Origin of the sequence: Shewanella algae, from assembly GCF_009183365.2 — a bacterium.
GTDB classification, from domain to species: Bacteria; Pseudomonadota; Gammaproteobacteria; order Enterobacterales; family Shewanellaceae; genus Shewanella; species Shewanella algae.
In genome coordinates this window covers 3550874-3566992 of the sequence record NZ_CP068230.1, presented here as the reverse complement: position 1 = coordinate 3566992, position 16119 = coordinate 3550874, and the positions used below count along the sequence as shown (strand labels likewise).

At 53.8% G+C, this 16119-nt stretch carries 14 protein-coding genes; 4 read left to right on the top strand and 10 right to left on the bottom strand.

The features are described 5' to 3' along the window. Positions 1-4: 4 nt before the first annotated feature. The 8 genes from E1N14_RS15985 to gltB form a co-directional block, all read right to left on the bottom strand. Positions 5-436, bottom strand: a complete 432-nt coding sequence (locus E1N14_RS15985) for a hypothetical protein (RefSeq protein WP_025010532.1) — start codon at positions 434-436, stop codon at positions 5-7. 90 nt (positions 437-526) lie between these two features. Further along, positions 527-1000: a nuclear transport factor 2 family protein gene (locus E1N14_RS15980; RefSeq protein WP_025010533.1), complete on the bottom strand. Its 474-nt coding sequence runs from the start codon at positions 998-1000 to the stop codon at positions 527-529. A gap of 2 nt (positions 1001-1002) precedes the next feature. After that, positions 1003-1626, bottom strand: coding sequence for a trimeric intracellular cation channel family protein (locus E1N14_RS15975; protein ID WP_025010534.1), 624 nt, complete (start codon positions 1624-1626; stop codon positions 1003-1005). Then, on the bottom strand, positions 1626-2000 hold the full coding sequence (locus E1N14_RS15970; RefSeq protein ID WP_025010535.1) for a DUF2721 domain-containing protein: 375 nt from the start codon (positions 1998-2000) through the stop codon (positions 1626-1628). The genes E1N14_RS15975 and E1N14_RS15970 overlap by 1 nt, the downstream gene beginning before the upstream one ends. 70 nt (positions 2001-2070) lie before the next feature. After that, positions 2071-3060, bottom strand: a complete 990-nt coding sequence (locus tag E1N14_RS15965; protein WP_025010536.1) for a cobalamin biosynthesis protein CobD/CbiB — start codon at positions 3058-3060, stop codon at positions 2071-2073. 19 nt (positions 3061-3079) lie between these two features. Further along, positions 3080-3772 (bottom strand): 5'-methylthioadenosine/adenosylhomocysteine nucleosidase, encoded by a 693-nt coding sequence (locus E1N14_RS15960; RefSeq protein WP_025010537.1) that lies wholly within the window; start codon positions 3770-3772, stop codon positions 3080-3082. Between the two features lie 218 nt (positions 3773-3990). Further along, positions 3991-5397, bottom strand: a complete 1407-nt coding sequence (locus E1N14_RS15955; RefSeq protein ID WP_025010538.1) for an FAD-dependent oxidoreductase — start codon at positions 5395-5397, stop codon at positions 3991-3993. Between the two features lie 6 nt (positions 5398-5403). Continuing rightward, positions 5404-9852, bottom strand: coding sequence for a glutamate synthase large subunit (gene gltB / locus E1N14_RS15950; RefSeq protein ID WP_062793822.1), 4449 nt, complete (start codon positions 9850-9852; stop codon positions 5404-5406). Positions 9853-10352: 500 nt separating this feature from the next. Here gltB and mnmL point away from each other — a divergent pair, with 500 nt between their 5' ends. From mnmL to oxyR, 3 genes are all read left to right on the top strand, one after another. Then, the gene (gene mnmL / locus E1N14_RS15945; RefSeq protein ID WP_025887834.1) at positions 10353-11273 is read left to right on the top strand and encodes a tRNA modification radical SAM protein MnmL/YtqA; all 921 of its coding nucleotides are present in this window, start codon (positions 10353-10355) and stop codon (positions 11271-11273) included. A 148-nt stretch (positions 11274-11421) separates the two neighbouring features. Continuing rightward, positions 11422-11787: an Hpt domain-containing protein gene (locus E1N14_RS15940; protein ID WP_025010539.1), complete on the top strand. Its 366-nt coding sequence runs from the start codon at positions 11422-11424 to the stop codon at positions 11785-11787. Between the two features lie 257 nt (positions 11788-12044). Further along, positions 12045-12953 carry a hydrogen peroxide-inducible genes transcriptional activator OxyR gene (gene oxyR, locus E1N14_RS15935; protein ID WP_028779775.1) on the top strand — a complete coding sequence of 303 codons (909 nt, stop codon included), beginning with the start codon at positions 12045-12047 and terminating at the stop codon, positions 12951-12953. Between the two features lie 51 nt (positions 12954-13004). On the opposite strand, the gene E1N14_RS15930 is transcribed toward oxyR, so the two are convergent. After that, positions 13005-14087, bottom strand: a complete 1083-nt coding sequence (locus E1N14_RS15930; protein WP_025010540.1) for an adenylate/guanylate cyclase domain-containing protein — start codon at positions 14085-14087, stop codon at positions 13005-13007. A 123-nt stretch (positions 14088-14210) separates the two neighbouring features. Continuing rightward, positions 14211-14885: a DNA mismatch repair endonuclease MutH gene (gene mutH / locus E1N14_RS15925; protein WP_025010541.1), complete on the bottom strand. Its 675-nt coding sequence runs from the start codon at positions 14883-14885 to the stop codon at positions 14211-14213. Positions 14886-15582: 697 nt separating this feature from the next. Between mutH and rppH the strand changes: the two genes are divergently transcribed. Next, positions 15583-16107, top strand: a complete 525-nt coding sequence (gene rppH / locus E1N14_RS15920; protein WP_025010542.1) for an RNA pyrophosphohydrolase — start codon at positions 15583-15585, stop codon at positions 16105-16107. Positions 16108-16119 lie beyond the last annotated feature (12 nt).

Below are 16119 nucleotides of genomic sequence, written 5' to 3'. Positions count from 1 at the left end.
AGGCTCAGTGTTTGTGAGGCGGGCTGCAGTTGTCGGTACCAAAGTAGACCTTGTTCTGGCAGCGCCAACTGAGCACGGCTTTTTCCACTGACCAGTCGCCGGCATTGTTATCGAGCGCCAGAATAAGCAGCATCTGAGGATGCCCTTCCTGGGTGCTGACATTGTAGGTCAGGGTCTTGCCGTGAGAGTGACTGATGCGAACGAACTTAAAGGCCGAGCCTGAGTATTGGCGGCTGATCCCTTCAGGATCTTGGCTCCAGGGAGCCTGTTGATGTTGCGCCTGCAACAGCTTTTGATTGAAACGATTTACAGGTTGTGCAGCGTAGGAAACCACCAGAGGTGGTTCAAACTTTTCTTCGGCATTGAATGCTGCCTGGGCCTGAGTCATCAAAGGGAAACACAGGGGCAGGGCAGCCAGTACGGATAAGCGACTCATCTTTACCTCTCGGATCAGAGTGAACCCTGATCTCGCTGTTGGCACTCAGAGGGTTGGACAGTAAAAAACAGGCCGGGTTCCCGGTAAGGATTATTGAGCCGAGAGTTGGTCCGCCATGGTTTGATAGTCCATCAGATCCATATGCTCTTTAACCCTGTGATTAAGGGTATCCAGCTTTAGCGTGGTCACTCCGGGAATGGCGATGTCTATGATTTTGCCCGGTTTGCCGAATTGCTCTCCTGGACCCTTGTAGTGATAGTTGCCTATCATCACCACCAGAGAGCCAGAGTTGAACATGTGCTCTATGTTGAATTGATACTCGAGCACGCCGCGGTGGGCCCGCTCCAGAAACTCTATGATGTGCCTGCCGCCCGTGTATTTGCGATCTGCGGTTTTGTCGTTGAAGACACTGTCGCGATTGTAAAAGGTCGCCAGCTCATCATAGTCGTGGGTGGTCAGGGCATGGATATAGCGCACGGCCATCTGCTGCTCCGGCGGCATATCGCCGCTGTTGGCCAGCAATGGTGAGCTTAACAATGCCAGGATCAACCCCAAATAACGCACAATCATTCTCTCTTGGTCTTCAAGTCAAACGCAGGTAACGACAGGTGCCAACGTATGGCGGCCAGACGAATTATCAAGGCTGTGATAAAAGCCAGCATCAGCGCCGCCTCGGCGTCGAGTTTCAGCTGTAGGCTGCAGGTGTACACCAGACCGCCCAGAATAGATGCCGTGGCGTAGATTTCGGTACGCAGCACCATGGGGATCCGGCGGCAAAGCAGATCCCGAATAATGCCTCCTCCCACTCCGGTGATCAAGCCCATGACTACGGCTATCATGCCGCCGTATTCCATTGTCAGAGCCTTCTGGGCGCCGATAACGGTAAAGAGTGCCAGGCCGACGGCATCGGCTATGGCCAGGCTAGATGGGGGCAAACGCCAGGGCCGGCGTACCAGAATCAAGGTCAACACCACGGTCAGCAGTATCACGTAGAGATAGTTGTGGTCATGAAGCCAGAATACCGGAGCGCCCAGAATTGTGTCTCTGAGGGTGCCGCCGCCGATGGCGGTGACCGCTGCCAGCACCAAAACGCCGAATGGATCCATCCTGTGTCGGCCGGCAGCCAAAGCGCCGGAAAGGGCGAATACGGCGGTACCAAACAGATCCAGGCTATAGACCCACAGCGTCATTAGCTCATCTCTTTGAGATGGATGTTGAGGGCATCAACCGAGATACGGATTTCAATCACCGACAGGATCAAGGAATACAGCAGCAACAGCAAACTGGCGCCGAAAATCACCGAGCCTGTGGTATTGAAGCCAAGATAGATAAAAATCATACACAGCACGCACAGGGCGAAGCTGGTGACGCCGGCCTCCTGCATGCGACGGATGATAACGATGCGGCGGCGCAAGTTTTTCAGCTGTTCGGCAGCAACGGGTTTATCACCGCCACTCAGGGTGCGGATCAAGGCGGCCAGCGAGAAAAATCTGTTGGTATAGGCCAGCAGTAGCAGGGAAATAGCCGGAAACAGCAGTGCCGGGGTCGTCAAAGAGATATGCATATTGTCCAGCACGGCGGTTTTCTCAGTGGTAAGCGGGGAATGAAGGCATTATAAGGAGAAAATGAATAATTTAAAGCGTTTGTGAATAACGTAACAAAACCCAAATCAGAGGTAACAATACGACGAAAGCAAACCAGATGGCGAAGGTGCGAAATGTCAGTGAAATCGCCTTGGGAATGGTCTTGTGATCCGGCACTGGGCCCGGGCCCACTTTCTCCACCTGAACCTTGATGCCGGAATACTTTTGTGGTCCGCCAAGCTCTGTCATCAATACATACGCCGCCATGGTTGCCACCTGGAAGTTAAAGCCGATGGGAAAGCGGCTATGAGGTGTTTGCCAAATCAGTTTCAGTGCCTGGGGGCCGCCCTGAATCGCCAGGGTAAAACGCCACAGCTGCGCCGGGATATACAGCAGCACCTGATTGACCAGAAACACGGGCCGACCGAAGAAACGGTATTGTGGATCCAGACACCACCAGCTTTGCTCCAGCTGTTTTAACATTCTCACCAGCAGCACCATGGGCGCGCCGGCGAGGCAGAAGAAAAACACCACAGTAACAGTGCCATGAATGGGAGTGGTCACCAGCTTTTCTATGGTAGCCTTGGCGATGCCAGTCTCGGATAGTTCGGCAGTGTCGCGGGCGACCCAGGGGGAGAGCAACTCTCTGGCGGCCGGTTTGTCTCCCCGCCTGAGGGCCTGGTATATCTCTTCGGCTTCCTGAATGAAACAGGCATCGTTGAGACACAGATAGAGGATCAAAAACTCAAAGAACCAGGGGAATGCCGCCAGTTCCAGCAGGAAGGTGATGATTAACCAAAATGGCAGCACCAGCAGCAAAATGGCCAGAGAGCCGGCAATCAGCTGCTGCCTTTCGTCTCTGTCGCCCCGTTTGACCTTGGCGGCCAGTGACTTGGCCAGATGGCTCAACCAGGCCAGAGGTTGAAAAGCCTGGGGCAGCGGCGCCAATCGCGCCAGCAACAAGGCAAAAAACAGCACCAGAAACCCCTGAATAAGGGGCCCGTCTAAGGCCAGCAACTGCTCGTAGAAGGGCAGGCTCATGGGCTCCGGTGCTCCTTAATTAAAGGTGATGCAGCATGCCTATGACCATCAGGGCCGAGTGGTGCCCCGCCTTGACCAGATAGGCATCAAAGTCGACCGGAGAGTCGTTGTTGGCATTATCGGACAGAGAGCGGATCACCACAAAGGGAACGCCGAACTGATGACACACCTGAGCAATGGCCGCGCCTTCCATTTCACAGGCGGCCATGGTGGGGAAATGCTTCAGCATGACGGCGGTGCGCTCGGGATCGCAAATAAAGCTGTCACCTGTGCAGATAAGGCCTTCAATGGCTTTGACCTCTCCTAAACCTGCGATAGCCTGTTTGGCCGCGAGCATCAGCTTGTGATCAGGGATAAAGGCTACGGGTTGCTGCGCCATCTGGCCCATCTCATAGCCAAAGGCGGTGACATCGACATCGTGGTAGCGGACTTCATCGGAAATCACTATGTCACCTATCTGCAGCGCATCGACAAATCCACCGGCTGAGCCGGTATTGATGACCGCATCCGGGGCGAACTTTTCAATCAACAGACTGGTCGCTATGCTGGCGGCAACCTTGCCTATGCCGGAGCGGGTAACTATGACTTCTTTGCCAACCAGAGTGCCGCTGACAAATTCAATGCCGGCAACCTTGCTGTGCTGTGGGTTTTCCAAAGAGGCAATCAGGTGAGCAACTTCCGGCTCCATGGCGCCGATAATACCGATTTTCATGGCTTAACCTTCTTTAAATGTCTTGAGTGAGCCTGAGGGCGGCTTAATATAGCACAAGCCAAGGATGGTGCGAATAAGTCAGCCGGTGACAGCCTGGTCGCTGAAGTCAGGCCGCATGTAATAAACGGCTTTGGCTGCGCTATTCCCGGAGTGTAGAACAGATGAAAAAAAGCGCACCCGGGAGGTGGGTTCCCGGATGCGCTCAAAGTGTTGAGTTGTCAGCTGAGGAAGTTGAGTATCCCAAGCGCCGCATCACGTCCTTCGGCGATGGCGGTGACCACCAGATCTGAACCCCTGACCATGTCACCACCGGCAAACACTTTAGGATTGCTGGTTTGGAACGGATTGGCCGCTTCTTTCTCGGCTTTTACCCGGCCCCATTGATCCAGGGCGATATCAAACTCGGCAAACCAGGGCGCCGGGCTGGGTTGGAAACCGAAGGCTACAATCACGGCGTCGGCGTCCAGCAGCTGGTCGCTGCCCGGGATGGGCTCAGGACGCCGACGACCACTGGCATCGGCGTTGCCTAGCGCGGTTTCAACAAATTCGACTCCCTTGACCTTGCCATCGTCTGTGGCAATCGCCACCGGCTGGCGGTTGAACAGGAACTCGACCCCTTCTTCGCGGGCATTTTGCACCTCACGGCGCGAACCCGGCATATTCTCCTCGTCGCGGCGATAGGCACAGATAACCGACTCGGCGCCTTGGCGCACCGCCGTGCGCACACAGTCCATGGCGGTATCACCGCCGCCGAGTACTACTACCTTCTTGCCCTTGAGGTCGATATAGGGCTGCGCCGGATCGGCTTGCCCCATTAACTCTCGGGTGTTGGCAATCAGGTAGGGCAGGGCCTGAATAACCCCTTCGGCCTCTTCACCGGGCAGGCCCGCCTGCATGGCGTTATAGGTACCCATGCCGAGGAACACGGCATCGAAGTTGGCCAGCAACTCGGCAAAGGGAATATCCTGGCCGACTGTGACGCCGAGGCGGAACTCTATCCCCATGTCTTCCATCACGCTGCGGCGGGTAGCCATCACTGACTTGTCGAGCTTAAAGGCGGGAATACCATAGGTCAGCAGGCCGCCTATCTGAGGGTACTTGTCAAAGACCACCGCCTTGACTCCGTTGCGGGCCAGGATATCGGCGCAGCCAAGACCGGCCGGCCCCGCGCCTATGATGGCGACCCGCTCGCTTCTGGGCGTCACCTGGCTCATGTCCGGGCGCCAGCCTTGGGCGATGGCGGTATCCGTGATGTATTTTTCCACATTGCCTATGGTGACGGCGCCGAAATCATCATTCAGGGTACAGGCGCCTTCACAGAGCCTGTCCTGCGGGCAGACTCGGCCGCAGACCTCCGGCAGGGTATTGGTTTCATGCACCAGGTCTGCCGCTTCCAGGATACGTCCCTGTTTGGCCAGCTTGAGCCAGTTGGGAATATAGTTGTGCAGTGGGCACTTCCACTCGCAGTAAGGGTTACCACAGTCCAGGCAGCGGTCGGCCTGCTGGTCGACCTGCGCCTGGGCAAAGGGTTGGTAAATCTCAATAAACTCTGTCTTGCGGCGTGAGATAGCCTGCTTGCTCGGGTCGATACGACCCACTTCGATAAACTGAAAATCGTTACTCATGCTCGCTTACCCCGCTTTTACGGCCAGTTCCGGGCTCGGTTGTTCCAGTTTGAGCAGATCCGAAACCTGAATATTCTTGGGCTTGACCAGGACAAAACAATCGAGCCAGTTTTCAAACTCACTGAGAATGGCACTGGCGTGTTCACTGCCGGTCTCGGCCACATGCTGCTCTATCAGCCCTTTGAGGTGTTGCTGATGAATCGGCGACTCCAGCTTGAGGGTGTCGACCAGTTCGGTATTGACCCTACGGTTGAAGCGGCCGAATTGGTCGAACACATAGGCGAAACCGCCGGTCATACCGGCGCCAAAGTTGACGCCCGTGGTACCCAGCACCACCACTATGCCGCCTGTCATATATTCACAGCCGTTGTCACCGACCCCTTCAACTACCGCCAGCGCCCCTGAATTTCTGACCGCGAAACGCTCACCGGCTCGTCCCGCCGCAAACAGCTTGCCGCCGGTGGCGCCATAGAGACAGGTATTACCGACAATGGCGCTGCGCTCGGATTGGAAGGCGCTGCCGAGCGGCGGATAGATGGCGATTTTGCCGCCGGACATACCTTTACCCACATAGTCGTTGGCGTCGCCGCACAGTGACAGCTCGAGTCCAGGGCTGTTCCAGACCCCGAAACTCTGACCGGCGCTGCCGTTGAAGCTGAGCCTTATTGGCTTGGGACAGCCTTTTACGCCCCAGGTTGCCGCAATATGGCCCGAAAGCGCGGCGCCTACCGAGCGGTCGGTATTATTGATGGGGAAGCAGACATCGAAACCTTCGCCCTTGGTGGCGCGCTCGGCGCACTTGGCCAGCAGTTCCTGGTTCAGGCTGCCGGGATCTGCCGGCGTATTGGTCTCTTTCCAGGTCAGACTGGTGCTTGGCAATACTTCGGGTTTGAACAGGATAGGGGTCAGATCCAGTCCCTGCTGCTTGGCGGTCTGGCCTTCGATGGCCTGCAGCCAATCGCTGCGTCCTACCAATTGTTCAAACTCACTGACCCCCAGCTTGGCCATCCATTCACGCACCTCTTCGGCGACAAACTCAAAGTAAGTCATCACTCGCTCGGGCAAGCCATGATAGTGCTTGTCTCTCAAGGTCTTGTCCTGAGTGGCGACCCCGGTGGCACAGTTGTTGAGGTGGCAGATACGCAGGTATTTGCAGCCGAGCGCTATCATGGGCACAGTGCCAAAGCCGAAGCTCTCGGCACCCAGTAAGGCCGCCTTGATAACATCTGTGCCAGTCTTGAGACCACCATCCACCTGCAGGCGTATTTTGTGTCGCAGACCATTGGCCACCAGAGACTGGTGAACTTCGGCAAGGCCCAGCTCCCAAGGACTACCGGCATACTTGACCGATGTCAGCGGGCTGGCGCCTGTGCCGCCATCGTAGCCGGAAACAGTAATCATATCGGCATAGGCCTTGGCAACCCCTGTGGCTATGGTGCCAACGCCCGGCTCAGAGACCAGCTTGACCGAGATAAGCGCCTTGGGGTTTATCTGCTTGAGGTCGAATATCAGCTGCGCCAAATCCTCGATGGAGTAAATATCGTGGTGCGGCGGCGGTGATATCAGCGTCACGCCCGGGCGGGCGTGCCTGAGGCCGGCGATTTCAACACTGACCTTATGACCGGGCAGCTGACCGCCTTCACCGGGCTTGGCACCCTGGGCGACCTTGATCTGCAACACTTCGGCGTTAATCAGATAATGGGCGGTTACCCCAAAGCGGCCAGAGGCTATCTGCTTGATGGCCGAATTGCGTTCGCTGTTGAATCGGCGGGCATCTTCGCCGCCTTCGCCCGAGTTTGAGCGACCGCCGAGACGGTTCATGGCGATGGCCAGCGCTTCGTGGGCTTCCGGGCTCAGGGCGCCGATACTCATGGCGGCGCTGTCGAATCTGGGGAAGAGTGTCTTGGCCCCTTCCACATCCTTGAGCGCTATGCTCTCGCGCTGCTGTTTGATGCTCAGCAGATCCCTCAAGGTGGCGACAGGTCTTTGGTCTACCAACTCGGCAAACCGTTTATAGAGCGGGTAATCCACCTCTTTCAGAGCTTGTTGCAGGGTGTTGACCACATCCGGGTTAAAGCAGTGGTATTCGCCGCCCTCAACGTACTTGAGCAAACCGCCCTGCGGCAGCGGTACATGGGGGCGGAAGGCCGCCTGACTCAGCAGTTGCTGATCGGCTTCTATACCATCGAAACCCACACCCTGAATACGGCTGACCACGCCGTTGAAGCATTGTTTAATTACCTCGTCGGCCAGGCCTATGGCCTCAAACTGCTGGCTGCAGCGATAGGAGGCGACTGTGCTGATCCCCATCTTGGACATGATCTTGCGCAGCCCCTTCTCAATGCCGTAGCGGAAGTTGAGCATCAGATTGACGATATCCTCGGCCTGATGGCGCTTGGCGAGTTCGGCAATGGACTCGTACACCAGGTAGGGGTAAATGGCCGTAGCGCCAAAGCCCAGCAGTACCGCGAAATGGTGCGGATCCCGGGCCGAGGCCGTCTCCACTATGATGTTGGTGTCACAGCGCAGGCTCTTGTTCACCAGCATCTGTTGTACTGAACCTACCGCCATGGCGGCCGGAATGACCAGGGTATCTTTGCTGACGGCGCGATCCGAGAGCACGATCAGGGTGGTGCCGGTGCGTGCCAGGCGTTCGGCTTCATCTGTGATCCGTTTGATTGCCTGACTCAGGCCTTCGGAGGCCGGGTAGTTAAGGTCAACCTTGTTGGCACGGTAATAGGTGCTGTCCAGACTCAGCAGTTGGTTGAAGTCACTGAACAGCAAGATAGGCGAATTGAACATCACCCGATAGGCGTGTCCTGTGGTTTCGTTAAACAGGTTCTGCTCGCGGCCGATACAGGTGGCCAGCGACATCACATGTTTCTCCCGCAGCGGGTCGATTGGCGGGTTGGTGACCTGGGCAAACTTTTGCCGGAAATAGTCATACAGCGAGCGCTGTTTCTTCGACAGCACTGCCATCGGAGTGTCATCGCCCATGGAGCCGGTGGCTTCTTCGCCTTTGCTGGCCAGTACCCAGATCACTTGCTCAAGCTCTTCACGGCTGTAGCCGAACAGCTTCTGGTACTGCAGCAAAGTGCCCTGGTTGAATTCACTGACGCCCTGATCCTGCGGCGACAGTTGCTCAGCCGGCACCAGAGTCTGACTATTCTTTGCCATCCACTCCTTATAGGGGTGACGACGTTTGAGGTCGTTATCGATTTCGAATGACTGATAAAGACGGCCGCTGAGGGTGTCGAGCACCAAAAGTTCACCCGGGCCGACCCGGCCTTTTTCAATCACTTCATCCGGGCCATAGTCCCAGATACCCACTTCCGAGGCCAGAGTGAGAATTCTGTCTTTGGTGATCACATAGCGTGATGGCCGCAGCCCGTTGCGATCAACCGCACAGGCGGCGTGGCGACCGTTGGTCATGACTATCCCTGCCGGGCCATCCCAAGGCTCCATGTGCATGGAGTTAAAGTCATAGAAGGCCTTGAGCTCTTCATCCATCTCGGGGTTACTCTGCCATGCAGGCGGGATAAGCAAACGCATGGCGCGGTAAAGGTCCATGCCGCCGGCCAGCAGCATCTCCAGCATATTGTCCAGTGACGATGAATCTGAGCCGGTTTCATTGACAAACGGGGCGGCCTGCTGCAAGTCAGGCAGCAGCGGTGAGTTGAACTTGTAAGCCCGCGCCCGAGCCCATTGGCGGTTACCCGTGATGGTATTGATCTCGCCATTGTGGGCCAGAAAACGGAACGGCTGTGCCAGTGGCCACTTGGGTGAGGTGTTGGTCGAGAAGCGCTGGTGGAACAGGCAGATAGAGCTTTGCAGCCTAATATCGGCCAGATCCGGATAAAAGGCCGGCAGATCGGCCGGCATCATCAAGCCTTTGTAGACAATGACCTGGCCGGAAAGGCTGGCTACATAGAAGTCTTTATCCTGGGTCAATTGCTGCTCGAGGCGGCGGCGAGCCATATAGAGGCGCCGCTCCAGATCTTTTTCACGCCAGCCAATGGGAGCATTGATGAGCACTTGCCAAATTTGCGGCAAACTGGACTTGCCTATCTCGCCGAGCACTTCCGGGTTAACCGGAACCGGACGCCAGCCGGCAATACTCAGGGTCTCTTTCTCCAGTTCCCGCTCAAGCAATATTCTGGCTTCGGCTGCCAGGGTTTCGTCCTGGTTTAAAAACAGCATGCCAACGGCGAACTTACGGCTGAGATGCCAGCCCTGCTCGGCCGCAATGGCCTCAAAGAATCCTGTGGGCATTTGCATCAGCAAACCGCAACCGTCGCCAGTGCGTCCGTCAGCTGCAATACCACCACGATGTTTCATGCGGTCGAGGCCATGGATTGCCGTGCGAACAATGCGATGGCTGGCTTCGCCATCCATCTGGGCTATCAATCCAAAACCACAGTTATCCCGCTCGAAACTGGGATGATACAAGCTCATACAAAACCTCCCTTAACATCACTATTACTACTCGGGAGAGAGTACCAAACTCTATAGATATGCACCCGAACCATCCAAATTATCCTGAGACTTGCTAAAGGTCAAACCTAAATATTGCATATATTTGATGATATTTGGGGTGTTTCATACAGAATCTTTAATTGCATTACGTTAACGTAAACTGAAAATTGAGCTGTATAACACTATGAATGAAAAGAAAATCTACTTTGGGGTGATTTGATGTTCACTTAATTTTAACAAATAGCCTCGAATTATCCTTGCAGAAGAAAAACTGATTTCCAGCCTGATTGTCTCTTGCGTTAAAAAATTGCCTGGAGTGACTAAATATTCATAAAAGTGTGAGCTGGATCGGGTTGCATCCAATCGAATTGGTCTTCGATCACCAGCAAAAGCAGCAGTCATTTGTGACATAAATTGACCTGGAGCAGAGCGGCCCTGAACAGGAGTCGTTAGACTGGCGACTTTTTTGAGAGAAGCAAATGGGACTGGACGACTTTGTCACTACCTTTGGTCAATACTGCCGGCAACAATTTGGTCAACGGTTACAAAAGCTGACTCTGGATGCGCGTTTTACCTGTCCTAATCGCGACGGAACTCTGGGACGCGGTGGTTGCACTTTCTGTAATGTCGCATCCTTCAGTCATGAACATGGAACCGACTTGTCGATTGCGGCTCAGCTCGAGGCCGGCAAACAGAAGATGCAGGCAAAGGCTTCGCGGTTTTTGGCTTACTTCCAGGCTTATACCAGTACCTATGAAGAGTATGCAGAGCTCAAGCGTAAATACGATGAGGCGCTGCAGAGCGAGCAGGTGGTGGGTTTGTGTGTCGGTACCCGCCCGGATTGCGTACCGGATAGAGTGCTTGATCTGCTGGCGCAATATCAACAAAACGGCAGTGAAGTCTGGTTGGAGCTGGGTTTACAGAGTGCTCACGATGCCACGCTCAAGCGGATTAACCGTGGCCATGACTTTGCCGTCTATCAGGACGCCGTCTTACGAGCCCGTAGTCGCGGACTCAAGGTGTGTACTCATCTGATCCTCGGACTCCCGGGAGAAGGTATGACGGAGCATCTACAAACTCTGGATGCGGTTTTGGACTCTGGAGTGGATGGTCTTAAACTGCACCCCCTGCATATAGTGGCCGGCAGTACCATGGCCAAGGCCTGGGAAGCGGGCAGGTTGCAGCCGCCGACACTGGAGGAGTATGTTATCAGTGCGGCGCAGTTGATCCGTCATACGCCAAAAGAGATAGTGTTTCATCGGGTGACCGCCTATGCCAGTCGTCCCGTGTTGCTGGCGCCGGATTGGTGCGCTCAGCGCTGGATAGGTTTGGTAGCACTGGTGGATGAGTTGGCGGCCAAGGGCGGGCAGGGCTCTGGGTTAATCAATTTAAATCAATAGCCTATAAACTTTTGTATGAGTTGTTCTCGCTTTTTGTATCACTAATGTTAAATGCAAGAAAGTTTTGACCCGTTTGACGCCTATAAGTTGCACCTGCAATTTTAGCGGGTATGATGTGGTAAATCTGACACATTCGAGGAGCGCCTTCATGGCCACAACTGAACTGGATACTATCTTAGATCTCAATACCCTGGAGCAGTACTGTAGTGCTATAGGTGCCGGCACCTTACTCAAGAGTGTGGTGTTATTTGAACAGTTGCTGCCAGAGTATGTCGCGAACCTGCAAAAGGCCGAGGCGGCCGGAGACAAGGATACCCTGTGTGCCGAGGCTCACAAGTTCAAAGGTGCTGCCGGCTCTGTAGGATTGAAACGGATCCAACAGACAGCACAGCAACTGCAACACGGTGAAGAAGCAGAATGGGAAGCCGGGCACAAAGAGTGGCTGACAATCATTGTTGAACATGCCGGTGAAGATCTGCAGCAACTTAAGTCTTTCCTCGAAGCCAAAGCATAAATTCCGGCCTTGGGTGCCGGAGAGAAACTCCGGCGCTGCCAAGGTACTCAGAAACTCCCGCCACTACCCCTTTTCTAATACCTGAACCTTAGCCGTCAAGGCATGGTTTTCTGCTATTTCCGCTTCAGCAATGGATTTCTTACCTGGATGATTTATCGCCTCGGTCACACTCCTGATCTGATACTGCTGCTCGGCAGACTTTTTGTGTTAGATTAGATAGAACTTTCTAATGCATTACTTAATTGGTAATCGACAAAATGAAACACTTACCCAGTTTGAAAAACCTCTATTATCTGGTGAATCTGCATCAGGAGCAGAACTTCAACCGGGCGGCCAAGGTGTGCCATGTGAGCCAATCGACACTCTCCAGCGGGATCCAGAATCTGGAAGAGCAGTTGGGCTATCAGCTGATCGAGCGGGACCACAAGTCCTTTATGTTTACTGCTATTGGTGAAGAAGTGGTGCAGCGTTCGCTGAAGATTCTGACCGATGTCGACGATTTGGTGGAGCTGGTGAAGAACCAGGGCGCACCCATGACAGGGGAGATTCGGCTTGGCTGTATTCCCACCATTGCTCCGTTCCTGCTGAGCCGTGTAGTTAAGCAGTGCCAGAAGTCCTATCCGGATCTGAGTCTGCTGCTGAAAGAGGACACCACAGAGCGTTTGTTGACTGCCTTGGGTAAGGGCGAGCTGGATCTGTTGTTGTTGGCTCTGCCGGCCGATACTTCCGGCTATCACAGCATGAAGGTGGGTATAGACCCTTTCAAGATGGTGGTGCACAAGGACTTGTCTGCCGACATTCATGAACCGGTGGACTATCAGGCGCTACCGGATGAGAGTATTTTTCTGTTGCAGAGTGAGCACTGCATTACCGGTCATGCCATCAGTGCCTGCCAGTTGGGTGACAGCGCCAAGGTCAATCCTTTTGCCGCCACCAGTTTGCATACCTTGGTACAGATGGTGAACAGTAAACTGGGCACGACTTTCCTGCCACAGATGGCGATAGATGCAGGGATATTGAAAGACACGGATCTTGCGGTGATGAGCCCTCCAGGGGAGGCACCATTTCGTGAGATAGGCTTGGTGTGGCGTCAGACAACCAGCCGGATCCTGACCTTCAGAACTTTGGGGTTGGAGATCCAGCAGCTGCTGCAGCAGCAGGTTTAGGCTTGGATTCAATCCAGAACAATAAAAAACGGCCCTTTGATGGGCCGTTTTTTATGACTGATTACCTTGTTTGGGCTTAACCCCGAAAACTTCAATGGAGTGTTGTTTTCCCTTGAGCTTGACCGGTCCCAGATTGGTGAGCTGATACTCACTGTCGTCGTTTTCCAGCCTCGCTACCAGCGCGCCGGAGAGCAGCATCCTTTGTCCTAAGGGATTACACTGATCCTGCAGTCTCGCCAGGGTATTGAGCACGTCGCTGAAGAAACTGATCTCCTGCTTTTGCACCCCGACCACGGCTGCAACCACTTGGCCGCAGTGGGCCGCCGCCTTGAATTTGGGGACAAAGCCGTAATGCTCTTCAAAATAGCGTCGCTGCCAATTGAGCTGCTGGCTGAATTCAAAGTAGATGTTCATGCATCTGTCGTTGATGATGCCGTCTTCCAATGGCCAGTGAATGAGCACGGCATCACCCATGTAACGATAGATCTCGGCATCATTGTTGGTGACTGTGTCGGAAAGTAAGCTGAAGCTGTCCTGGATCAGTCGACTGAAGCGGTAATCCCCCAGAGATTCGGCATGGGTGGTGGAAGCCACCATATCGAGATAGAGGAACAGTCGCTGCTCGTATCTGGGCTTATGATACTTACCCAGACCTATATTCAACAGGATCCTGGGCCCCACCAGCAGGGCCATCTGTTCGATAAAGGCGAGCCCGACCCGTACGACCACCAGATAGATGATTAGCGCCTGGAATGAGGGGCTATAGAGGATATGCACAGTCAGCATCTGCCTCAAGGTCGCCATATGGTTCTCTATGGCCCACATATTGAGGTACTGGGTCATATAAGCCAAAGTGGTGGCGCCCAAGAGTAGAAACAGCCCTTTGAAGATGACGGAGAAGACGTAGGGCAGGCGATTGATGGCACTGAAATCGGCTATCAGGTTCGACATCCAATGCAGACTGCCGAAAATTACTCCCATGTAAGCGGCCAGGGTCGCGAGATCCGCCGAGCCGACAGCCCACTGAGGCAGCTCAGTGGTTTGGGCATAGCGAAAAAATACAAAAGCTGCCATGGCTCCCGTCCATGCCATAATGGCAAACAGAAGCTTTTTGGCCTGGCGACGCGCTCTCACGAGGTGAAATCTATCCTAAACTTAAGGGGCCTTCTCAGGATGCGCTAGTTTATAGAATATACCCCTCTGATTTCCAGTGGTAATTGTGATCTTAATCAAGGCAAGTGCGGATTAGAGTCGATATCAACCAAAAAAGCGCTCAAGTAGTCCTTTGGTGAACTGAGTCTTGAGATAAAAGCCTCTTGGGTTTGTCATCTGAATACTGCCGTCTTCGGCAATACTTTCGGTCAACACTTTGCTGTTGGCCGCCTTGGGTCTGAGCTGCAATACCTCACCGTGCCTGGCGGTGATCTTGCTGACTTTGCCCATGCTGATAAGCTCCATGATCTCTTCCCAGTCCTGGCGCAATAGCCTGTCTTCCTCAGTGCTGGGTTCCCACAGCAGCGGTGAGCCGATACGTCGAACACCCGGAGAAAGTTCTCTGTCTCCCTGAACCGGGATCCACAGTACCCGCTGCAACTTGTGATACACCAGACTCTGTTCCCAGCGCAGCCCTGAGATATTGGTCAGCGGCGCGACACAAACATAGGTGGTTTCCAGCGGCATGCCGCGCTCATCTATCGGGATACTCTTAAGCTCTACCCCAAGATGCAGGAAGTCTTGCTCAGGTTTGGAGCCCGCTGTCGCCCCCAATGCCAGTTCCAGCAGTTGTCCGGTCCAACCTTTGTCGCGGCGAAAGTCTCTGGGCACGGCTACCCCTAAGGATTTTGCGAGCTGTCCCAGCGTCAGCCCGGCGATATCGTCAGCGCGCTGCAGTAGTTGTGCCAATGAGCTTGGCGGCATGATATTGGTTTTCATGGCGCTGATTTTACCTGAGCGGCACTGGATAACAAGGTTGTACAAAAACCGACCGCCACTGTGCAAACCAAGCCAATCCCCTGTGTGCAAGTTTGTATCTTAATGTTTTTATTGGCTAAAGTGTTTTTGGTTGACCGCCGAGTAATGGTTTTCCTGAGTTACTCGCCGATTTCCCCTGTGTTGCCAACAAACTTATCCACAGCATTTTGGGATAACTGAGTATTTTTGGCTTCAATAAAGCAAATAATGGTGAGTGTCAACCGGGTTTTGGCACCATTTTGGACCTTTAAGCCGAGTTTTTGTCCATGGGGTGTGAATAAAGTTTTGTGATATTGCCCGCAAGTCGGTTCTGATTACTCGTTGGTTAAAAAGTGATCTGTTGATATGATTGCTGTCGATCGCTTTCTTTTTTATATGTCTATCTTTTTGTATTTAAAATGATTTTGTTTTGATTCTTACTTTTGGGCTTAGACTGTAAGGGTTGCAAAAAACAGCGTTTCCAGAAGTTCAGTCGAGTTTCGAACAGAGATATCCACAGTTTTTGTGGATATCCACTCAAACATGGCAGAGCAGTTGTTGATAAAGTGGAAAACTCCATTTGCTTATCCAGAGAAAAAGCCGTAAATAGAGAATTGCTGCCGACGTGGGATTGTGAAACAATCGAATCATTGAAATTTATCGCTTTTTCGGAGTCCATGTGATTGACAGCGACGGTTTTCGCGCAAATGTGGGCATCATTATCTGTAACAGATTTGGCCAAGTAATGTGGGCCAGGCGTTTCGGTCAGCACTCCTGGCAGTTTCCCCAAGGGGGATTGGATGACGGTGAATCCGCTGAAGATGCCATGTATCGAGAGCTGTATGAAGAAGTAGGGCTCAGGCCGGAACATGTGCAGATACTGACATCCACCCGCTCCTGGTTGCGATACAGATTGCCAAAGCGTTTGGTGCGCCAGGACAGCAAGCCTGTCTGTATCGGCCAAAAGCAGAAATGGTTTTTGCTCCAGCTCAAGAGTCAGGACAGTGCCGTCAACTTGAATTCGTCCGGCCATCCTGAGTTCGATGACTGGCGCTGGGTAAGTTATTGGTACCCTGTGCGTCAGGTCGTATCTTTTAAACGTGACGTCTACCGTAAGGTTATGAAAGAGTTCGCCACCACGGCTCTGGCATTGCAGACACGGGAGCCTTCTCGCCGACGGGGACGACAAAGAGCAGCAGGCTGAGGTTTGATATCG